Source organism: Jiella marina (assembly GCF_024359545.1).
GTDB lineage: Bacteria > Pseudomonadota > Alphaproteobacteria > Rhizobiales > Rhizobiaceae > Jiella.
Genome location: NZ_JAKQZG010000008.1, coordinates 56,455 through 82,545, shown reverse-complemented (window position 1 = coordinate 82,545; position 26,091 = coordinate 56,455). Strand labels below are relative to the sequence as shown.

Here is a 26,091-nt window from a genome sequence, read left to right as displayed (position 1 = left end):
TGCGGGTCAGTTCCGCGGTTTGAAGCTCCAGTCCCCGGTTCCAAGCGCCGGGCCGGCGCGCTCAGTCGTCAGAGGACTCCGCGAAAACCGGATCGGCGTGCGCAGGCCGGCGATGCCCTCGGGCGCGATCTTGAGGCCGCGTGCCTCGATCTGCGGCTCGGCCAACGCTTCCGCCACGGTGTTGATCGATCCCGCCGGCACGCCCGCCGCCTCCATCGCGCCGATCAGATCCGCGCGGCTCCGCCGCTCCGTCGCGGCCGCGATCATCGGGCAGAGGGTGTCACGGTTGGCGACCCGTGCCGGATTGGTGCCGTAGTCGGGATTTTCGGCGAGACCATCCAGCGCCAGAACCCGGCAGAGCGCGGCGAACTGCCGGTCATTGCCGCAGGCGATGATGAGATGGCCGTCCGAGGCCGGGAAGACCTGATAGGGCACGATGTTCGGATGGGCGTTGCCGAGGCGATGGGGCACCATACCACCGAGCAGATGGTTGGTGGCCTGATTGGCAAGCACCGCGACGCCGCAGTCGAGAAGCGAGAGATCGATCCGCTGCCCCTTCCCTGAGCGCTCGCGCTCGGCCAGCGCTGCCTGCACGGCGATGACGCCGTAGAGCCCGGTGAAGATGTCGATCCAGGCGACGCCCACCTTCTGCGGTTCGCCCTCGGGATCGCCGGTGAGATCCATGATCCCGCACATCCCCTGGATCAGGAAATCGTAGCCCGGCTGGGCCGCCCGCGGCCCGTCCTGGCCGAAACCCGTGACCGAGACATAGATCAGGCGCGGATTGCGCGCGGCCAGGGTCTCGTAGTCGAGGCCGAACTTGGCGAGGCCACCGACCTTGAAGTTCTCGATGACGATATCGGCTTCGGCGATGAGATCCTGCAGCCGGGCGCGGTCCTTTGGATCAGAGAAATCGCAGGCGACCGACGTCTTGCCGCGGTTGGCGGCGTGGAAATAGGCCGAGACGGTTTCCGAACCGCCGTCACCCCGCGGCCGCTCGATGAAGGGTGGGCCCCAGCGGCGGGTGTCATCACCCTCCGGGGCCTCGACCTTGATCACCTCGGCGCCGAGATCGGCGAGCGTCTGGCCGATCCATGGGCCGGCGAGGATGCGGGCGAGTTCGACGACCCGAAGACCCCGATGCGGCGCACCGCTCATTCTCAGAAGAAGGCCTGCAGGCCGGTCTGCGCCTTGCCGAGGATCAGCGCGTGGACGTCGTGGGTACCCTCATAGGTGTTGACGGTCTCGAGGTTCTGGGCGTGGCGCATGACGTGATACTCGGCCATGATGCCGTTGCCGCCGTGCATGTCGCGGGCCTGGCGCGCGATATCGAGCGCCTTGCCGCAATTGTTGCGCTTGACCAGCGAGATCATCTCCGGCGCGAAGCGGCCCTCGTCCATCAGCCGCCCCACCCGGAGCGAGCCCTGGAGCCCAAGCGCGATCTCGGTCTGCATGTCGGCGAGCTTCTTCTGGAAGAGCTGGGTCGCGGCGAGCGGGCGATCGAACTGCTTGCGCTCCAGGCCATAGGCGCGGGCGCGGAACCAGCAGTCCTCGGCCGCGCCCATCGTGCCCCAGGAAATGCCGTAGCGTGCCCGGTTGAGACAGCCGAACGGCCCGCTCATGCCCGAGACGTTCGGCAGAAGTGCCGATTCCGGCACCTCGACGCCATCCATGACGATCTCGCCGGTGACGGAGGCGCGCAGGCTCAGCTTGCCCTCGATCTTCGGCGCCGACAGGCCCTTCATGCCCTTCTCCAGGATGAAGCCGCGCACCTTGCCGTCATGGGCCGCCGATTTCGCCCAGACGACGAAGACGTCGGCAATCGGCGAATTGGAAATCCACATCTTGGCGCCCGACAGGCGATAACCGCCGTCGATCTTCTCGGCCCGCGTCTTCATCCCGGCGGGATCGGAGCCCGCATCCGGCTCGGTAAGCCCGAAACAGCCGATGAACTCGCCGCTTGCCAGCTTCGGCAGATAGGTCGCCTTCTGCTCCTCGCTGCCATAGGCGTAGATCGGGAACATCACCAGCGAGGACTGCACCGACATCATCGAGCGATAGCCGGAATCGACGCGCTCCACCTCGCGGGCGACGAGGCCATAGGCGACATAGGAGGCGGCGGCCCCGCCATACTCTTCCGGCAGGGTCACGCCGAGCAGACCGGCCTCGCCCATCTCCTTGAAGATCTCCGGCTCGACGCGCTCTTCCAGATAGGCCTTCTCCACCCGCGGCAGCAGCCGGTCGGCGGCAAAGGCCGCCGCGGCATCGCGGATCATCCGCTCGTCTTCGGTGAGCTGTTCGTCCAGGAGAAACGGGTCGGACCACGAAAACGCCTGACCCTTGTGTGCGCTCGCCGACATCCGGCTGGCTCCTTCGATTCGACAATGATGCTTCGATCCTGTCTTCGGGCAGATCGGGCAAGGATGCAAATCAACCGGAGCATGCGGGCTCCTGGTTGCCGGGAGACGGGCCCTTTGCGGCCGATCGCGACGGTTGATCCGGTCCGTCCCTCGGGCCTCGCAACCGGTGTCATTCCAAAATTTTCCCGCGCCTGCCAAAGCCGCTTGAACTCAATTTAGAATGACTCTAAATAAGGCTCCGAGACAGTTTGGAACCGCTCCAAACAGAAAATTCAAGAAGGAGAAACGCCATGGCCCTCGTCGCCGCCAAGATGGAGCCCACCGCCAAGCAGGAGATCGTCGAGGGGCTGACCCAGGCTCTGGCCGAGACGGCAGTCGAGACCCTGAAGGCGCAGAACTTCCACTGGAACGTCACCGGCATGGCCTTCGGCCCGCTGCACGACCTGTTCCAGAAGATCTACGAGGATCATTTCGAGGGTCAGGACTTCCTCGCCGAGCGCATCAAGGCGATGGACGAGCATGCCGAAGGCCGGATGAGCGTCTTCCTGGAGCGCTCGGCCATCACCGAGCACGACGGCAAGACCGACGCCAAGACGATGATCGAGGTCCTGATGAAGGATCAGGAGACGCTGTCCTCGACGCTCTCGGCGCTGGCCGAAGTCGCCGACCAGCATGGCGACTACGCCACCAACGACATGGCCACCGCCCGAATCGAGGCCCACGACAAGTTCGCCTGGATGCTGCGCGCCCATCTCAAGAACTCGGCCGGCTGAGCCGGTTTTCGCCAGCCAGTCGGTTCCATGCTGGCATGAATCATTCGGCCGCCGCGATGCCCAAGGCCTCGCGGCGGCCGAACTGTTTTCTGCGCGGTGTTTCAGCGCGACATGAACACCGGCACGGTCATGTGCTGGAGGATGTGACGGGTCACGCCGCCGAACAGCATTTCGCGAATACGCGAATGGCCGTAGCAGCCCATCACCAGAAGGTCCGATCCGGCATCGGAAAGGCTCGACAGGAGGTCGTCGCCCACCGAGATCTCGCCGCTATAGGAGACCGCCGCCTCGATCTTCGCGCCATGGCGGGCGAGCACCAGCGCCAGATCGTCGGCCGGGGCGAGCCCCGCCTTGGCCGGCAGCCGGTGCGGGTCGACCGCCAGAATGCGCACCTCCTCGGCCTGAGCAATCAGCGGGATCGCGTCGAACGCCGCCCGTGCGGCTTCGCGTGTGCCGTTCCAGGCGATCATCACCCGCCGCGCGACGTCGGTGAACCGGCCGGCATAGGGCACGAACAGAAGCGGCCGCCCGGTCTCGATCAGAACGTCGGTCACCAGCGCCCCACCGTTCCACTCCGACGTATGCGGCTGGCCGGCGACGATCAGATCGGCGCAGAGAGCATGGCGGGTAACGGCACGGGCGTAATTGGCGTCGACCGGCTCCTCCACCCGCCATTCCGCCGAGAGGCCGGCCGCGTCCACACGCTGCTTGAAGCGATCGCGCACCGCATCGGCCGTCTTGCGCAAGGCGCGCTTGGTTTCCTCCAGATAGGTGACGGAGACCTCGGTCGCGAGATTGACGAAGACGCTCGGCGTGACGTGAAGCCCGACCAGATGCGCCTCGTGCCGCTCGGCGAGCGGCAAAGCGAGATCGAGAATGCCGTCGATCCGCTCGAGATTGTCGAGACAGACCAGAATCGTCTTGTACATGGCTGAGCTCCCGTCCATGGCGGCCGATCACGAGATGGATCGACTTCTCGAAGAGCTTCCTAACCGGAAGGTGCACTCGGCTCCTTGACTTGCGTCAAACGGCAAGCGCCAGGAAGCGCAAAGGCGGCGGCCCTGAGGACCGCCGCCGATGAATTCGATCGCTGCTGCAAAAAGGCCGCCTGCCCTACTCCGCCGCGACGCCCATGCGCATCTTCTCCATCTCGCGGAGCGCGCGCCGGTACTCGACCGGCATGACCTTCACGAAGCGCGGTCGGTAGCTCTCCCAATTGTCGAGCATCTCCCTGGCGCGGGTGGAGCCCGTGTAGTGGAAATGGTTCGAGATCAGCTGGAACAGCCGCTCGTCGTCATGGCGCGTCATGTCGGAGGAGACGTCGACCCGGCCCTTGTGCTGGAGGTCGCCGCCATGGTGGTGGAGCTTTTCCAGAAGGTCGTCCTCCTCCGGCACCGGCTCCAGATCGACCATCGCCATGTTGCAGCGCTCGGCGAAGTCGCCGAGTTCGTCATAGACATAGGCGACGCCGCCGGACATGCCGGCCGCGAAGTTGCGACCCGTCTGGCCGAGGATGACGACGACACCGCCGGTCATGTATTCGCAGCCATGGTCACCGACGCCTTCGACGACCGCGATCGCACCGGAATTGCGCACGGCGAAGCGCTCGCCGGCGACGCCCCGGAAATAGCACTCACCCGAAATCGCCCCGTAGAGCACGGTGTTGCCGACGATGATCGACTCCTCCGGCACGATTTTCGCCTGCGGCTTCGGCTTGACGATCAGCTTGCCGCCGGAAAGCCCCTTGCCGACATAGTCATTGCCTTCGCCGGTCAGTTCGAAGGTGATGCCGCGCGCAAGGAAGGCGCCGAAGCTCTGGCCGGCCGTGCCGTCGAGCTTCACCGTGATCGTGTCGTCGCGCAGGCCCTTGAGGCCGAAGCGCTTGGCAAGTTCGCCGGACAGCATCGCCCCCGTCGACCGATCGACATTGATGATCTTGGTCTCGATCGTCACGGCCTGGCGCGCCGTCAGGGCCGGCTCGGCTTCGGCGATCAGCTTGCGGTCGAGAATGTCGTCGATCGGATGCTTCTGGCGCTCGGTCCAGCGAAGCTGCTCCGGCTCGCCCTGCGGCTTGAAGAAGACGCCGGTGAAGTCGAGGCCCTTGGCCTTCCAGTGGTCGATCATCTCCTTCTTGTCGAGAAGCTGGGACTGGCCGATCAGTTCGGCCAGATGCTTCACGCCGAGGGACGCCATGATCTGGCGCACCTCTTCCGCGACATAGAAGAAGTAGTTGATCACATGCTCCGGCGCGCCCTTGAAGCGCTTGCGCAGCACCGGATCCTGTGTGGCGACGCCCACCGGACAGGTGTTGAGGTGACACTTCCTCATCATGATGCAGCCGGCGGCGATCAGCGGCGCGGTCGAGAAGCCGAACTCGTCGGCCCCCAGAAGCGCCCCGATGATCACGTCCCGACCGGTTCTGAGGCCGCCGTCGACCTGCAGGCAGACCCGCGAGCGCAGGCCGTTGAGCACCAGCGTCTGCTGGGTCTCGGCGAGGCCCATTTCCCACGGCGAACCGGCATGCTTTATCGAGGTCAGCGGCGAGGCGCCGGTGCCGCCGTCATAGCCGGCGATGATGATGTGATCGGCACGCGCCTTGGCGACGCCGGCGGCGACCGTGCCACAGCCGACTTCCGAGACGAGCTTGACCGAGATGTCGGCCGCCGAGTTGACGTTTTTCAGATCGTAGATCAGCTGCGCCAGATCCTCGATCGAATAGATGTCGTGGTGCGGCGGCGGCGAGATCAGGCCGACACCCGGCGTCGAATGCCGGGTCTTGGCGATGGTCGCGTCCACCTTGTGACCGGGCAACTGCCCGCCCTCGCCGGGCTTGGCGCCCTGCGCGACCTTGATCTGCAGCATGTCGGCATTAACGAGATATTCCGTCGTCACGCCGAAACGGCCGGAGGCGATCTGCTTGATCGCCGAGCGCTCGGGGTTCGGCGAGCCGTCGCGCAGTGGCAGGAAGCGGTCGGATTCCTCGCCGCCCTCGCCCGTGTTCGACTTGCCGCCGATCTGGTTCATGGCGCGGGCGAGCGTGGTGTGAGCTTCACGCGAGATCGAGCCGAAGGACATGGCGCCGGTGCAGAAGCGCTTGACGATCTCCTTGGCCGGCTCGACCTCATCGATCGAAATCGGAGCGCGGCCGGCCTCCTCGGCCGACTTGATGCGGAAGAGGCCACGAATGGTGGAGGTCTCCACCGAGGCCTCGTTGACCATCTTCGCGTAGTCTTCGTACTTCTCGTACGATCCCGTGCGCACGGCGTGCTGCAGCGTCGCGACAGCATCGGGCGACCACATGTGGCTCTCGCCGCGCATGCGGTAGACATATTCGCCGCCGACTTCGAGCGACCGCTTCAGCACCGGATCGTCGGAGAAGGCCCGCAGGTGCCGCTCGACGCTTTCGCGCGCGACCTCTTCCAGGCCGACGCCCTCGATCGTGGTCGCCGTGCCGGTGAAATAGTGCTGCACGAAGTCAGACTTCAAACCGACGATGTCGAAGATCTGGGCGCCGCAATAGGACTGGTAGGTCGAGATGCCCATCTTGGACATGACCTTGAGGATGCCCTTGCCGATCGACTTGATGTAGCGGGTCACCACCTCGTTGGGATCGACCTCGGGCGGGAACTCGCCCTTCTTGTGCATTTCGAGCAGCGTGTCGAAGGCAAGATAGGGGTTGATCGCCTCGGCGCCGTAGCCGGCGAGGCAGGCGAAATGATGCACCTCGCGCGGCTCGCCCGACTCGACGACGAGGCCGGCAGCGGTCCTCAGACCCTTGCGGATCAGGTGATGATGGACGGCCGCGCAGGCCAGCAGTGCCGGAATCGGCACCCGGTCCGGTCCGACCTGGCGGTCCGACAGGATGATGATGTTGTAGCCGCCGACGACCGCCGCCTCGGCCCGCTCGCAAAGCCGTTCGAGCGCGCCCACCATGCCGGCGGAGCCCTGCTCGGCCGGATAGGTCATGTCGATGGTCTTGGTGTCGAAGCGGTCCTCGGTGTGGCCGATATTGCGGATCTTTTCGAGATCGCCATTGGTCAGGATCGGCTGGCGCACCTCGAGCCGCTTCTTGCGCGAGGAGCCCTCCAGATCGAAGATGTTCGGCCGCGGCCCGATGAAGGAGACGAGGCTCATCACCAGCTCTTCGCGGATCGGATCGATGGGCGGGTTCGTGACCTGGGCGAAGTTCTGCTTGAAATAGGTGTAGAGCAGCTTCGACTTCTTCGACATCGCCGAGATCGGCGTGTCGGTGCCCATGGAGCCGATCGCCTCCTGGCCGGTGGTCGCCATCGGCGCCATCAGCGTGCGGGTGTCCTCGATCGAATAGCCAAAGGCCTGCTGGCGATCCAGAAGCGAGACGTCGGAGCGCGAGGCGCGGGGCGCCACGGGCTTCAGCTCCTCCAGAATGATCTGGGTGTTCTTCAGCCAGTCGCGATAGGGGTTGGCGCCGGCGATCTCGTGCTTGATCTCGCCATCATCGATGATCCGGCCCTTTTCGAGGTCGATCAGCAGCATGCGGCCCGGCTGCAGCCGCCACTTCTTGACGATGCGCTCCTCCTCGACGGCAAGCGTACCGGCCTCGGAGGCCATGATCACCAGATCGTCGTCGGTGACGATGTAGCGCGCCGGGCGAAGGCCGTTGCGGTCCAGCGTCGCACCGATCTGCCGGCCGTCGGTGAAGGCGACGGCCGCCGGCCCGTCCCAGGGCTCCATCAGCGCGGCGTGATACTCGTAGAAGGCCTGGGTGTCCTTGGCCATCTGCTTGTTGCCGGCCCAGGCTTCGGGGATCAGCATCATCATCGCATGGGTCAGCGAATAACCGCCCTGGACGAGGAATTCGAGCGCGTTGTCGAAGCAGGCGGTGTCCGACTGACCTTCGTAGGAGATTGGCCAGAGCTTGGAGATGTCGTTGCCGAAGAGTTCGGAATCGACCGAAGCCTGGCGGGCGGCCATCCAGTTGACGTTGCCGCGCAGCGTGTTGATCTCGCCGTTATGGGCGACCATCCGGTAGGGATGGGCGAGCTTCCAGGACGGGAAGGTATTGGTCGAAAAGCGCTGATGGACGAGGGCGAGAGCGGTCTCGAAGCGCTCGTCCTTCAGGTCCTTGTAGTAGGCGCCGAGCTGGTAGGACAGGAACATGCCCTTGTAGACGATCGTCCGCGAGGACAGCGAGACCACGTAGAACTCGGTGTCTTCCTTCTTGGACTCCTGATAGATCCGGCCCGAGACCACCTTGCGCAGGATATAGAGGCGGCGCTCGAACTCGTCGTCGCTGGTGATCGAAGGCGAGCGGCCGATGAAGATCTGGCGGTGGACCGGCTCGGTCGCGACGATCTCGGGCGCCTTGGAAAGCGATTCATTGGTCACCGGCACGTCGCGCCAACCGAGAACGGACTGGCCTTCTTCCCGCACGACCTCCTCGAAGACGGCCTCGACCTGGCGGCGACGCTCGGCATCCTGCGGCAGGAACACGTGGCCGACGCCGTAGTGCCCTGGCTCGGGAAGCGTCACGCCCTGCGCAGCCATTTCCTCGACGAAGAGCCGATGCGGGATCTGCAGCAGCATGCCGGCGCCGTCGCCCATCAGGGGATCGGCGCCCACCGCACCGCGATGGGTGAGGTTCTCGACGATCTCGATGCCCTTCTGGACGATCGAGTGAGACTTCACGTTCTTCATGTGGGCGATGAAGCCGACACCGCAGGCGTCGCGCTCGTTGCGGGGATCGTAGAGACCGACCCGTTCACCGCGCAGCGCCGCCGCGCGCGGGTCGCCGCCCAGCTCGGTGATCTTGGTGTCGATGGCCTCGCCGCTCATTGGCGTCTTCTTGGGCGTCATCATGGTCATCGCCTCATCTCCCGTCGTCGCGCCGCCCCAACGGACGCGAAGTCCAGCCCGGCCCACCGCCTGCGGCCCGGATATCGTCTCGGGCGCGCATTCGATGTCCAGGCATCGGTTTCGTCAAGCCGGCCTTATGACACGGCCGTCCCTGTCAGGATAGAACGTGGCCCGCAGGCTTTTTGGCGCCGTTAGGCGCTCTGGGGTCCACCAGCCTATTTTATGGCAGCATTACTGTCCTATCCGAGGCAATATGGCAGAACTCGGCTTTCGCTGCAAGCCGCCGCCTCAAACGGCTCGCGACCAGCGTATTTCGACGGTTCTCCCGCGATAATGCACCGCCCGAACTGACTCGAGACCACGACAGCACGGCAAAACACCGACGTCCGGAGAAGACCGCGCAGGTTGCGATTTCCCGATGCCACCGATCGCCAGGCCGCCCATCTTGCTCCAGATTGCAGCGCAGTATAGGCGTCGGCGATGATCTTTGCTTCCGACAACTGGTCCGGCGCTCACCCGGCAATCAACGCGGCCATCGCGAAACATGGCGACGGCATGGCCCGCGCCTATGGAACCAGCGACCTCGACAAGGCGGTGGAAAAGCGCTTCGACGAGATCTTCGAGCGAGAGGTGGCCGTCTTCTTCGTCGGCACCGGCACCGCAGCGAACTCCCTTTCCTTCGCCGCGGTCAACCGGCCCGGCGGCGTCGTCATGTGCCACCGCGAGGCGCATGTCATCGAGGACGAATGCGGTGCGCCGGAATTCTTCACCCATGGCGCGCGCATGGCCCCGGTCGACGGACCGAACGGGCTGATCGACCCGCGGAACCTCAAGCGTGAGATCGCCCGCTTCAAGCCGGATTTCGTCCATGCCGGACAGCCCATGGCAGTCTCGATCAGCCAGCCCGGCGAGGCCGGCACGCTCTACAGCGCCGAGGAGATCGAGACGATCGCGACCATCGCCCATGACCGCGACCTGACGCTTCACATGGACGGCGCGCGCTTTGCCAACGGCCTCGTCGCCACGGGCCTCAGCCCGGCCGAGATGACCTGGAAGCGCGGCGTCGATATCCTCTCCTTCGGCGGCACCAAGAATGGCTGCTGGTGCGCCGAGGCCATCGTGGTGTTCGATCCGGCCAAGGCGACTCAGTTTCCCTATATCCGCAAGCGCGGCGCCCAGCTCTTCTCCAAGACGCGCTTCGTTGCCGCCCAGTTCATGGCCTATTTCGAGGGCGGACTGTGGCTCGACATGGCCGGCCACGCCAACCGGATGGCCGATCACCTCCGCGCCGCCCTCGACGCCGGTGCCGGCTCGCGCCAGGCCTGGGAGACCCATTCCAACGAGGTCTTCGCGGTCCTGTCGACCGATACTGCCGCACGGCTGCGGGCCGAAGGCGCCGAGTTCTACGAATGGAACGCACCCCATTCGATGCCGGATCTCGTCGGCGAAGGCGAGATGCTCGCGCGTCTGGTCACGAGTTGGTCGACCAGCGAGGCGGAGGTGGAGCGGTTTTCGGAGCTGCTGCGCTGATCTGCGGACGGTCCGGTTGAAGCGACGATCGTCATGGAACAGACGTCCGGGCTCGTCGGTTTCTCTTGTCCAGGGTTCGACCGAGGCGACCGGCCTGTCACTGACCGACATTCGTCGTATGCACGCCGGAATGAACGAGCCCCGAACCCCTGGTCAAGTCAACGATAAGCCGAAAACGGCGCCAGATAAGGGGAGAAAACCATGGTTACGGACGCCACCAGACAAGGCCGCGATGCCTTTCATCACAACCATCCCATGTCGTCCTGCAAATATCCGGTCGGCTCGCCATTGCGCGAACAGTGGATGGCCGGATGGCATGAGGCGCAGAACGCCGCGCCCGGCGGCCCGGGCACGTCCCATCCCGGTATGATGGGCGATGCCCGCCGCGCCGCCCATCTCGACAAGCCGGCAGCTCACGAATCCTGACGGATCGCCCATGTGGCACGACGGACGGCGCGACCCGAAAGGGCCGCGCCGGATTCGTTTCAAGTCGACCCCGCCTTCCATCGGCCCTGTCGAACGTCTATTCTGAGCCCGTCTCCCCGAACCCGGGCTTCTCAGACAGGCGTTCATGTCCAGCACCGACAAACCGAAATCCTCGCGGCCCCGCACGCCCGAACGGATCGATTCGCGTCGCCGCGCTTCCGGCAACGAGGCGAGCGCCATCAAGGGCGCGCCGATGCCGGTCAAGCGCGATCTGGCGCATCTCAAGCTCTCCGCCGAAGAGACCCGTGCCTTTCTCGAATCGAAGCGCGGCGTGCGCTCCATGGAGGAGGCCCGCGAATGGCTGGCGCTGCGGGGAATCGACGATCTGGAGTGCATTACGCCAGACCTGGCGGGCGTGGCGCGCGGCAAGATGATGCCGGCGAAGAAATTCGTTGCCAACACCTCGCTCGCTTTGCCCTCGGCGCTCTTCATGCACACGATCTCCGGCGAATACCCGGAGGAGAGCGGCGATTTCCGCTATTCGCCCAATGACGGTGATCTCAAGCTCGTGCCGGACCTTTCGACCCTGTCGCTGGTTCCGTGGGAGAACGATCCGACCGCCCAGGTGATCTGCGATCTGGTGGATCAGGCGGGCGCGGCCGTCGGCTACACGCCGCGCAACGTCCTGAGACGGGTGATGGCGCTCTACGAGAACCGCGGCTGGAAGCCCGTGGTGGCGCCCGAGATCGAGTTCTATCTCGTCTCCCGCAATGTCGATCCGGACTATCCGCTGGTTCCGCCGATCGGTCGGTCCGGCCGACAGATCCAGTCCGGCCAGTCCTATTCCATCGGTGGCGTCAACGAATTCGACGAGCTGATCGACGACATCTACGACTTCTCCGATGCGCAAGGGCTCGAGATCGACACGCTGATCCACGAGGAGGGTGCTGCCCAGCTCGAGATCAATCTGCGCCATGGCGACCCCTTGGAACTCGCCGACCAGGTCTTCATGTTCAAGCGCACCATCCGCGAGGCGGCGCTCGGCCAGGACATCTACGCCACCTTCATGGCCAAGCCGATTCAGGGCCAGCCGGGTTCGGCCATGCACATCCACCAGTCGGTGGTCGATGCGCGCACGGGCCAGAACATCTTCTCCAACGAGGACGGGACGGCCTCGGAGCTGTTCTACCACTTCCTCGGCGGCATGCAGCGTTACGTGCCGTCCGCGCTGATCATGATGGCGCCCTATGTCAATTCTTACCGCCGGCTCACCTATGGGATGGGCGCGCCCACCAACCGCGCATGGGGGTTTGACAACCGGACGACGGCCTTCCGGGTCCCCACCTCCGACCCGGCTGGGCGCCGGGTGGAAAACCGCCTGCCCTCGTCCGACGCCAACCCCTATCTCGCCATCGCCGCTTCGCTCGCCTGCGGCTATCTCGGCATGGTCGAGGCGATTCAGCCGGATGACCCCACCGACCAGACGGTCAACGAGGACGGCGAGATCGAACTGCCGCGCGGGCTCTTGGAAGCGGTGGCCGCCTTCGAAGGCGAGGATCACTTCCGGGAGGTGTTCTCGCGCGAGTTCGTCGCCACCTATGCCGGCGTGAAACGCGGCGAGCACGAAACCTTCATGCAGGTGATCAGCCCCTGGGAACGGGAATTCCTGCTGTTGCAGGTCTGACCATGGCGGCGCCCTATCAGAACCCAATCGCGCCCGGTCGCTCCTGGTACGAGGAGACGGTAGAGCGGCCGCGCTATCCGCGTCTCGACGGTGATCTTACGGTCGACGTCCTGATCGTCGGCGGTGGTTTCACCGGCCTGTCGGCGGCGCTGCACCTTGCCCGGGCCGGCGTCGACGTCGCGGTGGTCGAGGCGCATCGCTTCGGCGACGGGGCGTCCGGCCGCAATGGTGGCCAGATGGGCACCGGCCAGCGCCTCTGGCCCGGCGAAATCGAGGAAGCCTATGGCTTCGAGCGCTCCAAGGCTCTGTTCGATCTCGCAGAAGAAGCCAAGGCGCATCTGTTCGACTTCATCGCTGCCAACGATCTCGACGTCGATCTTCGGCACGGCCAACTCTCGATTGCCCATAAACAGAGCTATCTCGACGAATACCGAGAGCAGGTGGAGACGCTCCACACCCGTTATGGCTACACGCATGTCAGCTACATGGAGGCGGACGAGACCGCCGAACGGCTCGGCTCGACCCGTTTCTTCGGCGGCATCCGCGATACCGGGACCGGCCACGTCAATCCGCTGAAGCTCGTGGTCGGCACGGCACGGCTCGCCGCAGCCAGCGGGGCGAAACTCTTCGAGGAAACCCGCATCGGGGCGCCGAAGCGGACGAAGGGCCGTATCGTCGCCGAGACCGGGCATGGCCGGATTTCCGCCGAGCGGGTCCTTTACGCGGTCAACGCCTATGGCCCGGGGCTCGACCGGGCGATCGACGCCCATGTCATGCCGATCAACTCCTTCATCGGCGCGACGGAACCGCTTGGAGACTCAACCAGCGTTCTGCCCGGTGGCGAGGCCTGCGACGACTCGCGCTTCGTCGTCCGCTACTTCCGCAAGAGCGTCGACGGACGTCTCCTGTTCGGCGGACGCGAGGCCTACACATCGGCCGCCGGCGACATCAGCCGCCATATTTCCAAGCAGATCACGGAAATTTATCCGCATCTCAGGGACATCCGCATCACCCATGCCTGGGGCGGCTCCGTCGGCATCACCATGGAACGCCTGCCCTTCGTGCGGACGCTGGAGCCCGGCATCACCACGATCGGCGGCTTTTCCGGCCATGGCGTGATGCTCGCCAATTTCGCCGGACGGCTCTATGCAGAACGCGTCGCCGGCAACCGCGACCGTCTGGCCGAATTCGAGGCGTTGAAGATCCCCGCCTTTCCGGGCGGCCGACGCATGCGCGCACCGCTTCTTTTCCTCGCAATGACGTGGTTCTCCCTGCGCGATCGGTTCTGAATTGCAGGCAAGTTCGGGCAGTGCCTTGAGCAAGGCCACGCCATTAGTTAGCCAGCCATATATCAATCTGCCTTAAGCGCAGGATTTTTTGGGATCGCTTCTTACCGGGGGCCGTTTCTTTCGCATCTCTGGCTTTTCATCGGGAGAAATCGCGTGCGTCACGCCTCGTTGAGGCTGCCAGATTTTTTTCCCCTGCATACAGATCCAGAGAGCGGCCGGATTAGGCAGAAAAATCAGATAGCAACCCACATTCCCGACACTTCGCCGGGCAATGCCGAGACCGTCCCGCCTCTTGCAAGCCCATCAAATCAAATGCATTTCACACGCCAATGAATGATCTTGCCCCTTTCGACAGCGTGACCGGACCGAGCTTGCGCACCATCCCGCGCGACGTCTCGCTCAGGAGTCTGCTGCGCGCGCACACGGCGGAGCAGCATGCCGTCCTCGACGCGCATTTTTCCGGCTTTGCCGAAAGGCCGACGCACGACCTTTATCATCGGTTCGTCCGCATGAACCACGCGGCCTATCGGGCCCTGAGGAATGCGATGGCACAGGCTGGCCTTGGCGATTCAGGGGAGCTCGATCGCGACGTCTCGGCTGGCCTGGGGCGTCTGGAGGCCGACATGACGGCCATGGAGCTGGAGCCGGCTCGGCCGCCCCGTTTCGCGCTGGAGCGTTACGAAGCACCGGAATTGGCCGGGATCGCCTATGTGCTCGACGGATCGAAGGCTGGCGCACGTTTCATTCATCGCAAGCTCTCCAGGGCCGGGATTCTCGGTTCCGGCGCCGATCGATCGGCGCTGTTTCTCGAGGCTGCCTTTGCAGGCGAGACGAAAGACGACCGCGAGGCAATGCTGTCCGCTCTGGATGCCGGCGAAGCCACGTCCACCAGAGCGGCGCATGCAGCCGAAGCGACCTTCGCCGTGTTCGAAGATGCGCTCTGCGCAGTCGATGGCCGGAAGGACCGGGTGCGAGGCCGGCGATGAGCGAGACCGTCAACACCCCGGCCAAGGGCCGTCCCGGATTTCAGGTCGATCTTTCCAATTGCGATCGCGAACCGATCCACAAGCTCGGACGCATCCAGCGCTTCGGCTTTCTCATCGCGGTCTCGATGGATTGGATCGTCCAGCATGTCTCGACGAATATCGGCGACACGTTGGGGCGCAGTCCCGACGAAATCCTCGGCTGCCCCCTCGCCGAACTCTTGCCGCGCCAGACGCTCCACGCCCTGCGCGGCCGGCTCCAGCTCCTGTCCTCCAATGAGGGTTCGGAGCGGGTCTTCGGCATCGATTTCCTCGGCGATGGTCGCCTGTTCGACATGGCGGTCCACATCTCGAACGAATCGATCGTCATCGAATGCGAGCCGTCGGCCGACGATATCGATGATGCAGGCAATCCGGGGGCCCTGGTCAAGGCCATGGTCGCACGCATCCAGCGCTGCGACTCCATGCCGGCGATCTACAATGAATGCGTGAGGCAGTTGCGGGCCATCACCGGCTTCGACCGGGTGATGCTCTACAAATTCGCCGACAGCGGTGCCGGTCAGGTCGCGGCGGAAGCGCTCAATCGCGGTCTCGAACCGTTTCTCGGCCTGAACTATCCGGCGACCGACATTCCGCGTCAGGCGCGCGAACTCTATCGTCGCAACCGGATCCGCATCATCGCCAATGTCGACGCCGAGGATGTCGACGTCGTTCCGGACACCGACCCCCATGGCGAGACGCTGGATCTCTCGCTTTCGGTCCTCAGGGCCGTCTCGCCGATCCATATCGAATATCTGAAGAACATGGGGGTCTCCGCCTCCTTCTCGATCTCGATCATCGTCGACGACAAGCTGTGGGGCCTCTTCGCGCTCCATCACTATCAGCCGCGCCATCTGTCGATGAACATGCGCAACACGATGGAACTCTTCGGCCAGATGATCTCGCTGGTCTTCGAGGGGCGGCTGTCGAAGGAGATGCGAGAGGCCGAAGAGGCCGCACGCAATCTCCACGACGAAGTGGTGGGCCGGCTGATGTCCACCTCCCCCAGCATGGAAGAGCTGATCGACTTCGCCGACGATTTTCGCAAGCTGATCCCCTGCGACGGTTTTGCGATCTGGGCAAAGGATGTGGTGCGGACCGTCGGCCAGTGTCCCTTCCCCGACGATCTGCCAGGCCTGACCCGTTTCCTGAACCGCGCCGCGGCAAGCCGGGTCTACGCATCTGACGAACTGTCGACGATCTATCCGGCGGCCGAAGCCTTCGTCGATCGTGCCGCCGGCGTTCTGGCGATCCCGATCTCGCGCTCGCCGCGGGACTATCTCCTGTTCTTCCGCCGGGAGATCATCCAGGATGTGACGTGGGCCGGCCGGCCGGACAACAAGCCCGTGGAATACGGACCAAACGGCCCGCGCCTGACGCCGCGCAAAAGCTTCGAGGCGTGGCAGGAGACGGTGCGGGGCAAGAGCCAGCCCTGGACCGCCACGGAGAAGAAAGCGGCCGAGGCGCTGCGCGTGGCGATCCTCGAAGTGCTCCTGCGCTTCAACGAGGAGGCCGAGCGCCAGCAGCAACTCGCGGCCCAGCGCCAGGAACTGCTGATCGCCGAGCTCAACCACCGGGTTCGCAACGTGCTCAGCCTGATGCGGGCGCTGGTGGTGCAGAGCCGTGCCGGGGCGAGAACCGTCGACGATTTCTCCAAGATCATCGGCGGACGCATCCAGGCGCTTGCGCGCGCTCACGATCAGATCACCAACGATCACTACCAGCCGCAGAGCCTGCATTCGATCATCCAGACCGAAGTCGAGGCCTATATCGGCAACAAGATCAGCCGTGTGCACCTGCGAGGGCCGCATGTCCTGATCGAGGCGAACGCATTCTCGACGCTGGCGCTCGTCTTCCACGAAATGGTGACCAATTCGGCGAAATACGGCGCCCTCTCCGACTCGCGCGGAAGCGTACGGGTCGAATGGTCGCTCGACGTCGACGACAGCTGCGAAATCCGCTGGGTCGAGAGCGACGGGCCACCCGTCCAGTCTCCCACGCGGCGCGGCTTCGGCTCGACGATCATCGAGCGCTCCATCCCGCACGATCTGGGGGGCGAGTCCCAGGTCGATTACCATCTCTCCGGGCTTCGCGCCCGCTTTCTGCTGCCACCCTCGGTCTTCAAGATGGAGGAAGGCAGCAGCGAATCGTCAGACGAGGCCGCACCCGTGAACAATGTCGATGCCACCTACGCAACGAATGGTGTGACACCGGGCCTGGCCGGCAAATCCGGCCTGATCGTCGAGGACAACATGATCATCTCGCTCGATGCCGAGCAGATGCTGGTCGACAACGGCGCCAGCCAGGTCTTCACGGCGATGAACGTCTCGGAAGCTCTGAAGATTGTCGAATCCGAAACGATCGACGTTGCGCTTCTGGACGTCAATCTCGGCAGCGAAACGAGCTTTGCCCTGATCGAACCGCTCAAGGCGAAGAACATTCCCTTCGTCTTCGTCACCGGTTACGGCGAGAAGCTCGACCTGCCCCCCGAGGCGGGTGCCAAGGCCGAGGCGATCAAGAAGCCCTTCGCGCCGGATCAGCTTCTCGCGGCTCTCCTGCGGGCACTTGCCGGGGCCCACAATCCGGCCTGACAGGCGGCACGCCGCATTGGGTGCATTGCACAAAATTGCCCGGGACTGGAAAGTTTCAATCGATTATACTAGGGCCTGTCGTGACAGTGCACGTGAGACTGCTTGGGCGCGCTCGAAGGGAAGCATTGACGCTCCAGAGCCGCGGGTCGAAGCGCGCAAATCGGGCTCCAGGGAAATGAGCGATGTCCAGCCAGATCATTCCAGTCGAACCGTTCGACTACGTCGTCTTCGGCGGCAGTGGCGACCTCGCCGAGCGCAAGCTCCTGCCGGCGCTCTATCACCGCGACCATGACGGCCAGATTCCCGAAGAGGCCCGGATCATCGGCGCCTCGCGAAGCGAGCTGACCGACGACGAATATCGCAATTTCGCGCGCGAGGCCCTGACCAAGCATGTCCGCCAGGAGGACATTCACGAGGTCTCCCTGGAACGCTTCCTGGGCCGGCTCCACTATCGCTCGATCGACGCCCAGGCCGATCGCGGCTGGGACGAACTGCTCACCCTTCTCGACGAAGCCGGACAGGAGCGCATTCGCGCCTTCTACCTCGCCGTCGGCCCATCGCTGTTCGCACCGATCGCCTACAATATCAGCCAGAAGGGTCTTGCCAACGAGCACAGCCGGCTCGTGGTCGAAAAGCCGGTGGGCCGCGATCTGGAATCGGCCAAGGCGCTGAATCTGACCATCGGCCGGCATTTCCGCGAGCATCAGATCTTCCGCATCGACCATTATCTCGGCAAGGAGACGGTGCAGAACCTGATGGCGCTGCGCTTTGCCAATGCGCTCTACGAGCCCGTGTGGAATTCGACCCATGTCGACCATGTGCAGATCACGGTCGCCGAATCCGTCGGCCTGGAGGGCCGCGCCGGCTATTACGACAAGGCTGGCGCGCTACGCGACATGGTGCAGAACCACATCGTTCAGCTCCTGTGTCTCGTCGCGCTGGAGCCGCCTTCGGCAATGAACGCCGACGCGCTGCGTGACGAGAAGCTGAAGGTCCTGCGTGCGCTCAAGACCATCGACGCGTCGAATGTCGAAAGCCGCACCGTGCGTGGCCAGTACAAGGCCGGTGCCTCCAATGGCAGTGCGGTGAAAAGCTATCTCGACGATCTCGGCGACGGCGAAAGCGACACGGAGACCTTCGTCGCGATCAAGGCGGAGATCGCCAACTGGCGCTGGGCCGGCGTGCCCTTCTATCTGCGCACGGGCAAGCGTCTTTCCCAGCGCATGTCGGAGATCGTCGTCACCTTTCGGCCGATCCCCCACAACATCTTCGAGGACGTGGCCGGCGCGGGCAAGGTAACACAGAACCAGCTCGTCCTGCGCCTCCAGCCCGACGAGGGCATGAAGCAGTGGCTGATGATCAAGGATCCCGGCCCCGGCGGAATGCGACTGAAGCACGTGCCCCTCGACATGACCTTTGCCGAGTCCTTCATGGTCCGCAATCCGGACGCCTATGAGCGGCTGCTGATGGACGTGATCCGCGGTAACCAGACCCTGTTCATGCGTCGCGACGAGGTGGAGGCCGCCTGGGACTGGATCGACCCGATCCTCAAGGCCTGGGACGAGAAGGCCGTGAAGTCACAAGGCTATACCGCAGGCACCTGGGGACCGTCGTCCTCGATTGCCCTGATCGAACGCGACGGCCGCACCTGGCACGAGCCGGACTGATCGTTGCGAAGGGCCGCCCGGCGAGCGGCAAGAGACGAAGCGAGGCCCCATGGCGGAACCTGTTCTTCATCGCTACGAGAGCCGCGAGGCGCTCGCCGAAGCTCTGGCCGCAGGCGTCGCGGCCGTGCTGGCGGGGGCGATCGCCACACGCGGCGTCGCGACCCTGGCGGTTTCCGGCGGCTCGACGCCGAAGCGCTTCTTCGAACGGCTGTCGAAGGCCGAGATCGACTGGGCGGACGTGACTGTCGTTCTCGTGGATGAGCGCTGGGTGCCGGAAGAGCACGAGCGCTCCAATGCCGGTCTCCTGCGCCGCCACTTGCTGCAAGGCCCCGCAGCAGCGGCGCATTTCGAACCCTTTTACATGGGAAGCGACGAGCCGGAGGAGGTCTTCGACGAGTTGACCGATCGCTTCCAGCGTCTCGGTCGCCGTTTCGATGCCGTCATTCTTGGCATGGGGACCGATGGCCACACGGCTTCCTGGTTTCCGAACGCGCCGGGCCTTGGGGACTGTCTGACCCGCGATCCGCACGCCCCCGTCGGCATCGTGCGCCCGGAGACGTCACCCGAGCCCCGCGTGACGCTCACCCTGCCGATGATCGTGGACGCGCGGCTGCTGGCACTCCATATCGAAGGCGAGGACAAGCTCAGTACCTATGAGGCGGCGAGCGCCGAGGGTCCGGTCGAGGACATGCCGGTCCGCGCCGTCCTGCGTGCAACCCGCCAAGAGCCGCTGAACATCTTCTGGGCGCCCTAGGCCCCCGCTACTTCCCATGAAGGGATCGAAGCATGACCGCTGATCGCCGCATCGAAGAGATCACCGACCGCATCCGTGAGCGCTCTGCGCCGACGCGCGAGCCTTATCTCGCCCGCATCCGCGCCAAGGGCGCGGAGGGGCCGAAGCGCTCGACGCTGACATGCGGCAACCTCGCCCACGGCTTCGCCGCCTGCGGCCCGGTCGACAAGGATCGGCTGATGGGCGACCAGACGCCCAATCTCGGCATCATCACAGCCTATAACGACATGCTCTCGGCGCATCAGCCTTTCGAGCGCTTTCCCGAACTGATCCGGGACGCAGCCCGCGAAGTCGGCGGCACGGCGCAGGTGGCCTCGGGCGTTCCGGCCATGTGCGACGGCGTCACCCAGGGCCAGACCGGCATGGAGATGTCGCTATTCTCCCGCGACGTCATCGCCATGGCGACGGCGGTCGGCCTCTCCCACGACATGTTCGACGCCGCCGTCTATCTCGGCGTCTGCGACAAGATCGTGCCGGGCCTCACCATCGCGGCGCTCACCTTCGGCCATCTGCCGGCGATCTTCGTGCCGGCCGGGCCGATGACCTCCGGACTGCCCAACGACGAGAAAAGCCGCATCCGCCAGCTCTATGCCGAGGGCAAGATCGGCCGCGACGAGCTTCTGAAGGCCGAATCCGCCTCCTATCACGGCCCGGGCACCTGCACCTTCTACGGCACGGCCAATTCCAACCAGATGCTGATGGAGATCATGGGCCTCCACACGCCGGGCTCCTCCTTCATCAACCCCAACACGCCCTTGCGCGATGCGCTGACCAAGGAAGCCGCCAAGCGCGCGCTCTCGATCACCGCGCTGGGCAACGAATACACCCCTGCCGGCCTGGTCGTGGACGAGCGCGCGGTGGTCAACGGCGTCGTCGGCCTGCACGCCACCGGCGGCTCGACCAACCACACCATGCATCTGGTCGCGATGGCAGCTGCCGCAGGCATCCAGCTCACCTGGCAGGATATCTCGGATCTCTCCGACATCACGCCGCTGCTCGCCCGCGTCTATCCGAACGGGCTGGCCGACGTGAACCATTTCCAGGCCGCGGGCGGCATGGGCTTTTTGATCCGCGAGCTTCTCGACCGCGGTCTGTTGCATGAAGACGTGCGCACCGCCTGGGGCCGCGGCCTCAGGGCCTATGCCGTCGAGGCGAAGCTGTCGGCCGATGGCGAGCAGGTGGTCCGTCACGACGCGCCGCGCGAGAGCGGCGATCCGAAGGTGCTCACCACCGGCGACAAGCCCTTCTCCTCGAATGGCGGCCTCAGAATGCTGAAGGGCAATCTCGGCAAGGCGGTGATCAAGGTCTCGGCCGTGAAGCCCGAGCGCCGGGTGGTGGAGGCGCCTGCCAAGATCTTCCACGATCAGAACGAACTCAAGGTCGCCTTCGACGCCGGCGAACTCGACCAGGATTTCATCGCCGTCGTGCGCTTCCAGGGCCCGAAATCCAACGGCATGCCGGAACTTCACAAGCTGACGCCGCTTCTCGGCGTGTTGCAGGATCGCGGCCACAAGGTCGCGCTCGTGACCGACGGGCGAATGTCGGGGGCCTCCGGCAAGGTGCCTGCGGCGATCCATGTGACGCCTGAGGCGAAGAATGGCGGCACCATTGCGCTGATCGAGGAAGGCGACATGATCCGTCTCGACGGCGAGACAGGAACCCTGGAAGTGCTCGTCGATGACGCGACGCTCAAGGCGCGCACGCCAGCCTCGCCCGACCTGTCGCACAACGAGTTCGGCTTGGGGCGCGAACTCTTCGCCCCCTTCCGCCTGGCGGTGGGCGATGCGGAGCATGGCGCGAGCGTGTTCTAGGAGGGAGACCGCGTCATCCAGCCGTCTTTCGAGAAGACAGCCGCGATCTGCTCGTCCGTCGCGAGCTCGCCTCTTCCTCGGGCGAGAGCTGGTAGACAGCCTCGCCCTTGCCTGCGAGCTGCAAAAGGACGCGGGCAAAGTCGTCCTAAATCTCAGGCGGCAATGCGCGTATGCGCTCGATGGCGTGTTCCAAGAGCTCCGTCATAGCGTGAATATTCCTGTTGTTCGCGCCAGAAGGAAGCCCTGTCGGTTTCGCCTTCCGGTCAAAGCTTTGATCGCCCCTTGCAATCGCAATCCCGGCAGTTACCTTTCCCGCAAAGCTCACACGGGGTGCCTGAAACTGGCTGAGAGGCGAAGAGCCAACCCGTCGAACCTGATCCGGATCATGCCGGCGGAGGGATTGCGGGCGCGTTCATGACAGGGCTCGTGACGCTTGCATCTTCGCCGTCGGCGCGAAGAAAGCCGAACGCCATGCTGCATGCCACGCCTTCATCCGACAATCGCCTCTGGACTAGGCGCCCCCTTCGCCTGGCTTCGACGCTGAGCGCCTTCGCCCTTCTGGCAGCCTTACCGCAGGCGGCACAGGCGCAGGAGGAGGCAAACGACCCGGTCCTCACGGTCTACACCTATGACAGCTTTTCCGCCGACTGGGGCCCCGGCCCGAAGCTCGAGGAAGCGTTCGAAGCCCAGTGCGGCTGCGATCTCGAATTCGTCGGGCTGGAAGACGGCGTCTCGATCCTCAACCGGCTGAAGCTGGAGGGCCCCTCGACCGAGGCCGACATCGCGCTCGGCCTCACCAGCGATCTCATCCCCGAAGCCAAGGCGACGGGCATGTTCGCGGAGTCGAAGGCCGATCTTTCCGGGATCGAGATCCCAACTGGCTTTTCCGACCCGGTTTTCGTGCCCTATGACTACGCCTATCTCGCCTTCGTCTACGACACCGAGGTGATCGACAATCCGCCCAAAAGCCTTGCCGACCTGATCGCCGGCGACCCGGAACAAAAGATCGTCATCGAAGACCCGCGCACCTCGACGCCGGGGCTCGGCTTTCTGCTCTGGATGAAGGAGATCTATGGCGATGAGGCCGCCGCGAAGTGGCAGGAGCTGCAGCCGCGCATCCTGACGGTCACGCCAGGCTGGAGCGAGGCCTATGGCCTGTTCACCAAGGGCGAGGTGCCGATCGTCCTCTCCTACACGACCTCGCCCGCCTATCACGCGATCGAGGAAGGCAGCGAGCGCTACAAGGCCGCCGCCTTCGAGGAGGGCCATTACCTGCAGATCGAGGTGGCCGGCCTGCTCACCACCGCCGACGAGCCGGAACTCGCCCGTGCCTTCCTGGAGTTCCTGGTGAGCGAGGAGGCGCAGGCGATCCTGCCGACCACCAACTGGACGCTGCCGGTCCTGCCCGAGGTGAAGCTGCCGGACGCATTTTCGAACCTTGTCACGGTGGACAAGCCGCTCCTGATCGATCCCGAGACGGTCGCCGAAAACCGCCGTGCCTGGACGCAGGAATGGCTGGAGGCCGTCGGCGCGCGGTGACGGTGAGAGCGGAGGCCGCTGCAGTCGGGCTTGAAGCCGGACGGGCAAAGGCCGGGAGGCATATGCCGAGACAGATTCTTCTGCGGCTGTGTCCGTATACCCCTCTCTGCCTGCCGGCATCTCCCCCGCAAGGCGGGAGAACGGCTGACATCGACCTTGGCTCCCACCACTCTCCCCCCTTGAGGAGGAGATGTCGGCGTAGCCGACGGAGGGGGGTGATCGCAGGCAGGTACCTTCAGGGGACGGAAGCTGACGCACGCGCAGTCGAACGAATTCGACTTGCCTATAGAGTCTCACACGTCCCACTCGGACTGACACGCGGCATCAAAGCCCGCAACACCGCATGACCCCGAGAACGGACCGCCGCATCCGGATCGCCGGGGGCTTTACGGCCGCGGCTCTCGTCATCGCCTATCTTGCCGGCGGATTCGTCGTCCTGCTCGCGACGACCAATGCAGCACCGGACTTCGCAGCCCTTTTCGCCGATCCCTATCTCCAGTCGGTGTTCGGTTTCACGCTACTCCAGGCGGGCCTTTCCACCCTCCTCTCGATCCTCCTCGCCATCCCCTTCGCGTTGGCGCTTCATCGGTCCCGTTTTCCTGGCAAACGCTTGATCCTGCGGCTGTTTCTCTTGCCACAGGCGCTGCCGGTGCTGGTCGGCGCCCTGGCGGTGATCACGATCTGGGGGCGGAACGGCGTCCTGTCGCAGGGGCTTGCGGCACTCGGGCTGCCGCGGCTCGAAGTCTACGGTCTCAACGGCATCCTGATCGCCCATGTCTTCTTCAACATGCCGCTGGCGGCACGGCTGATCCTAGCCGCCCTCGACAGGGTACCGGCCGAAAGCTGGAAGCTCGCCGGGCAGCTCGGTCTTTTCCCCCTCGCCGTCTTCCGCCTCGTCGAATGGCCGGCGGTGCGCACGGCGCTGCCCGGCGCCGCGGCGCTGATCTTCATGTTGTGCATCACGAGTTTCACCATCGTCCTCGTGCTCGGTGGAGGCCCGGGTGCGACGACGCTCGAAGTCGCGGTCTATCAGGCGCTGCGCTACGATTTCGATCCTGGCCGGGCGGTCGGCCTGTCGCTGATCCAGATCGCGCTGACCACCCTCGTGCTGCTCGCGGCGCTCAGGCTCGGGCGCGACCCGACCGGTGGCTTCGGCCTCGGGGCGGAGGCAAAGCGTTTCGACCGGGCAAACCCCGTGCGCCGGTGGACCGACATTGCTCTGGTCGTCATTGGCGTCGGCTTCGTCCTCGCGCCCTTTATCGCGATCCTCGTCTCCGGTCTCGCCGCAGACCTGCCAAAGCTCGCCACCGAGGGTGTCGTCCTGCAGGCCGCCCTGACGAGCCTCGTCGTGGCACTGGGCGCCGCCTGCCTCTCTCTGGTCCTGTCAACGGCCGTGCTTCTGGCCATCGAGGCGCTGCGGCACGCCTCCAACCGGCCGCGCCGCGTCTTGCGGTCGAGCTTCGAGACGACAGCGAGCCTCGTCCTCGTCGTCTCGCCGGTGATCGTCGGTGCCGGCTGGTTCCTGGTCCTGCGACAGGTCACCAATGTGCTCGCCGTCGCGCCCTATGTGGTGGTGGGCACCAATGCGGTGATGGCGATGCCTTTCGTGGTCAGGATCGTCGGGCCGGCGCTCGCGGAAACAAGCGCCCGCACGGGTCGGCTTTCCGAAAGCCTCGGCCTCGCCGGCCCGGCGCGCTTCGCCCTGATCGACTGGCCGGCCATGCGCACGCCCCTCGCGCTGGCCTTTGCCTTCGCCCTCGCCCTTTCCTTTGGCGATCTCGGCGCGATCGCCCTGTTCGGTTCGAGCGACTTCATGACCCTGCCCTATCTCCTCCTCCAGCGCATGGGCAGCTACCGCACCGAGGACGCGGCCGGTCTCGCTCTTTTTCTCGGCCTGATCGCCCTCGTCCTGATGACGGTGGTGGAACGCGGCCTGTCGACGCGCCCCGGGGAGCACGCATGACGTCTGCCAGCGGCACAGAGGAGACCACGGGACCCGCGCTGGAATGCGTCGACCTCACCTATTCCTATGGCGAAGCGGAAATGCGCTTCGACCTCAGCGTCACCGCTGGGGAATGGCTCGCGGTGATCGGGCCGAGCGGGGCGGGAAAGTCCACCCTCCTCGATCTGGCCGCCGGCTTCCTGGAGCCGACGTCCGGCGAAATCCGCATGTTCGGGCGCGATGTTGCCTCGCTCGCACCGGCCGAGCGGCCGCTTTCCATGGTGTTTCAGGAAAACAACCTCTTCTCCCATCTCACCGCCTTCCGCAACGTCGCGCTCGGCATCGCGCCGCGTCTCCGGGTGAGCCCAGCCCAGCGGGAAGCCGTGGAACAAGCGCTTTCCGACGTCGGCCTTGCGGGTTACGGCAACCGCCTGCCCTCGCAAATGTCCGGCGGCGAGCGCCAGCGTGTCGCCCTCGCGCGGGCCTTCGTGCGGGATCGCCCGCTGATCCTCCTCGACGAACCCTTCGCCGCCCTCGGCCCGGCCCTGCGCCAGGACATGCTGGCCCTTCTGGCCACGCTGAGGCGCCGGCAGGGGCGGACTGCGACGGTGGTGATGGTCACCCACCATCCGGAAGACGCGGCCGCCCATGCCGATCGCGTCGCCTATCTGGAAAACGGCGCGGTGGCGGCGATCGGCGAGGCCCGGGAGATCCTCTCCGCACGGACCGACGAACGCGTCGCCCGCTATCTCGGCATCGGGCGTTCGGACGATCGCTTAGCCGATCGAGTGTGACTGCGACGCAAGCCGTGACAGCCCATGATGGGTCC

16 protein-coding genes, 1 pseudogene and 1 riboswitch are annotated in these 26,091 nt (G+C 65.0%); of the genes and pseudogenes, 13 read left to right on the top strand and 4 right to left on the bottom strand.

Translation table 11 applies throughout. The annotated features are described in order from the left end of the window. Window positions 1–6 precede the first annotated feature (6 nt). Together MF134_RS14615 and MF134_RS14610 are read right to left on the bottom strand one after the other, a co-directional pair. Window positions 7–1,158 (bottom strand): CaiB/BaiF CoA transferase family protein, encoded by a 1,152-nt coding sequence (locus tag MF134_RS14615; RefSeq protein WP_255340203.1) that lies wholly within the window; start codon window positions 1,156–1,158, stop codon window positions 7–9. Window positions 1,159–1,160: 2 nt separating this feature from the next. Continuing rightward, window positions 1,161–2,360: an acyl-CoA dehydrogenase gene (locus MF134_RS14610; RefSeq protein WP_255340202.1), complete on the bottom strand. Its 1,200-nt coding sequence runs from the start codon at window positions 2,358–2,360 to the stop codon at window positions 1,161–1,163. A gap of 290 nt (window positions 2,361–2,650) precedes the next feature. Between MF134_RS14610 and MF134_RS14605 the strand changes: the two genes are divergently transcribed. Further along, window positions 2,651–3,133 carry a Dps family protein gene (locus tag MF134_RS14605; RefSeq protein WP_255340201.1) on the top strand — a complete coding sequence of 161 codons (483 nt, stop codon included), beginning with the start codon at window positions 2,651–2,653 and terminating at the stop codon, window positions 3,131–3,133. 101 nt (window positions 3,134–3,234) lie between these two features. Here the strand turns inward: MF134_RS14605 and MF134_RS14600 are convergent, their stop codons facing one another. Together MF134_RS14600 and gltB are read right to left on the bottom strand one after the other, a co-directional pair. Then, entirely contained in the window at window positions 3,235–4,062 is an 828-nt protein-coding gene (locus tag MF134_RS14600; protein WP_255340200.1) for a universal stress protein, read from the bottom strand. Window positions 4,063–4,246: 184 nt separating this feature from the next. Then, window positions 4,247–8,866 (bottom strand): annotated as a pseudogene (gene gltB, locus MF134_RS14595) (glutamate synthase large subunit); the annotation flags it as partial. A 582-nt stretch (window positions 8,867–9,448) separates the two neighbouring features. Between gltB and MF134_RS14590 the strand changes: the two are divergent. The 12 genes from MF134_RS14590 (at window position 9,449) to thiQ (ending at window position 26,056) form a co-directional block, all read left to right on the top strand. Next, entirely contained in the window at window positions 9,449–10,498 is a 1,050-nt protein-coding gene (locus tag MF134_RS14590) for a threonine aldolase family protein (RefSeq protein WP_255340199.1), read from the top strand. Window positions 10,499–10,699: 201 nt separating this feature from the next. Then, window positions 10,700–10,924: a ribosome modulation factor gene (locus MF134_RS14585; RefSeq protein ID WP_255340198.1), complete on the top strand. Its 225-nt coding sequence runs from the start codon at window positions 10,700–10,702 to the stop codon at window positions 10,922–10,924. A gap of 253 nt (window positions 10,925–11,177) precedes the next feature. Next, complete coding sequence (locus tag MF134_RS14580; RefSeq protein WP_255340335.1) at window positions 11,178–12,608, top strand: glutamine synthetase family protein; 1,431 nt, start codon at window positions 11,178–11,180, stop codon at window positions 12,606–12,608. Between the two features lie 2 nt (window positions 12,609–12,610). Then, window positions 12,611–13,897: an NAD(P)/FAD-dependent oxidoreductase gene (locus MF134_RS14575; protein ID WP_255340197.1), complete on the top strand. Its 1,287-nt coding sequence runs from the start codon at window positions 12,611–12,613 to the stop codon at window positions 13,895–13,897. Window positions 13,898–14,226: 329 nt separating this feature from the next. After that, entirely contained in the window at window positions 14,227–14,883 is a 657-nt protein-coding gene (locus tag MF134_RS14570) for a biliverdin-producing heme oxygenase (RefSeq protein WP_255340196.1), read from the top strand. Then, window positions 14,880–17,510, top strand: coding sequence for an HWE histidine kinase domain-containing protein (locus tag MF134_RS14565; RefSeq protein ID WP_255340195.1), 2,631 nt, complete (start codon window positions 14,880–14,882; stop codon window positions 17,508–17,510). Before MF134_RS14570 ends, MF134_RS14565 begins: the two co-directional genes overlap by 4 nt. A 182-nt stretch (window positions 17,511–17,692) precedes the next feature. Continuing rightward, window positions 17,693–19,177, top strand: a complete 1,485-nt coding sequence (gene zwf / locus MF134_RS14560) for a glucose-6-phosphate dehydrogenase (RefSeq protein WP_255340194.1) — start codon at window positions 17,693–17,695, stop codon at window positions 19,175–19,177. A gap of 49 nt (window positions 19,178–19,226) precedes the next feature. Next, on the top strand, window positions 19,227–19,931 hold the full coding sequence (gene pgl, locus MF134_RS14555; protein WP_255340193.1) for a 6-phosphogluconolactonase: 705 nt from the start codon (window positions 19,227–19,229) through the stop codon (window positions 19,929–19,931). A gap of 32 nt (window positions 19,932–19,963) precedes the next feature. Beyond that, the gene (edd, locus tag MF134_RS14550) at window positions 19,964–21,781 is read left to right on the top strand and encodes a phosphogluconate dehydratase (RefSeq protein WP_255340192.1); all 1,818 of its coding nucleotides are present in this window, start codon (window positions 19,964–19,966) and stop codon (window positions 21,779–21,781) included. 316 nt (window positions 21,782–22,097) lie between these two features. After that, a riboswitch (TPP riboswitch) is annotated at window positions 22,098–22,199 on the top strand. Window positions 22,200–22,252: 53 nt separating this feature from the next. Beyond that, complete coding sequence (thiB, locus tag MF134_RS14545) at window positions 22,253–23,320, top strand: thiamine ABC transporter substrate binding subunit (RefSeq protein ID WP_255340191.1); 1,068 nt, start codon at window positions 22,253–22,255, stop codon at window positions 23,318–23,320. 343 nt (window positions 23,321–23,663) lie between these two features. Then, window positions 23,664–25,283, top strand: coding sequence for a thiamine/thiamine pyrophosphate ABC transporter permease (gene thiP / locus MF134_RS14540; protein WP_255340190.1), 1,620 nt, complete (start codon window positions 23,664–23,666; stop codon window positions 25,281–25,283). Then, entirely contained in the window at window positions 25,280–26,056 is a 777-nt protein-coding gene (gene thiQ / locus MF134_RS14535) for a thiamine ABC transporter ATP-binding protein (RefSeq protein WP_255340189.1), read from the top strand. The genes thiP and thiQ overlap by 4 nt, the downstream gene beginning before the upstream one ends. Window positions 26,057–26,091 lie beyond the last annotated feature (35 nt).

Coding starts and splice junctions, on each gene's coding strand:
- MF134_RS14610 (WP_255340202.1), bottom strand. CDS start 2,360: ATGTCGGCGAGCGCACACAAGGGTCAGGCGTTTTCGTGGTCCGACCCG.
- thiQ (WP_255340189.1), top strand. CDS start 25,280: ATGACGTCTGCCAGCGGCACAGAGGAGACCACGGGACCCGCGCTGGAA.
- thiB (WP_255340191.1), top strand. CDS start 22,253: ATGCTGCATGCCACGCCTTCATCCGACAATCGCCTCTGGACTAGGCGC.
- MF134_RS14585 (WP_255340198.1), top strand. CDS start 10,700: ATGGTTACGGACGCCACCAGACAAGGCCGCGATGCCTTTCATCACAAC.
- MF134_RS14605 (WP_255340201.1), top strand. CDS start 2,651: ATGGCCCTCGTCGCCGCCAAGATGGAGCCCACCGCCAAGCAGGAGATC.
- MF134_RS14600 (WP_255340200.1), bottom strand. CDS start 4,062: ATGTACAAGACGATTCTGGTCTGTCTCGACAATCTCGAGCGGATCGAC.
- MF134_RS14590 (WP_255340199.1), top strand. CDS start 9,449: ATGATCTTTGCTTCCGACAACTGGTCCGGCGCTCACCCGGCAATCAAC.
- MF134_RS14615 (WP_255340203.1), bottom strand. CDS start 1,158: ATGAGCGGTGCGCCGCATCGGGGTCTTCGGGTCGTCGAACTCGCCCGC.
- MF134_RS14570 (WP_255340196.1), top strand. CDS start 14,227: ATGAATGATCTTGCCCCTTTCGACAGCGTGACCGGACCGAGCTTGCGC.
- MF134_RS14580 (WP_255340335.1), top strand. CDS start 11,178: ATGCCGGTCAAGCGCGATCTGGCGCATCTCAAGCTCTCCGCCGAAGAG.
- zwf (WP_255340194.1), top strand. CDS start 17,693: ATGTCCAGCCAGATCATTCCAGTCGAACCGTTCGACTACGTCGTCTTC.
- MF134_RS14575 (WP_255340197.1), top strand. CDS start 12,611: ATGGCGGCGCCCTATCAGAACCCAATCGCGCCCGGTCGCTCCTGGTAC.
- edd (WP_255340192.1), top strand. CDS start 19,964: ATGACCGCTGATCGCCGCATCGAAGAGATCACCGACCGCATCCGTGAG.
- pgl (WP_255340193.1), top strand. CDS start 19,227: ATGGCGGAACCTGTTCTTCATCGCTACGAGAGCCGCGAGGCGCTCGCC.
- MF134_RS14565 (WP_255340195.1), top strand. CDS start 14,880: ATGAGCGAGACCGTCAACACCCCGGCCAAGGGCCGTCCCGGATTTCAG.
- thiP (WP_255340190.1), top strand. CDS start 23,664: ATGACCCCGAGAACGGACCGCCGCATCCGGATCGCCGGGGGCTTTACG.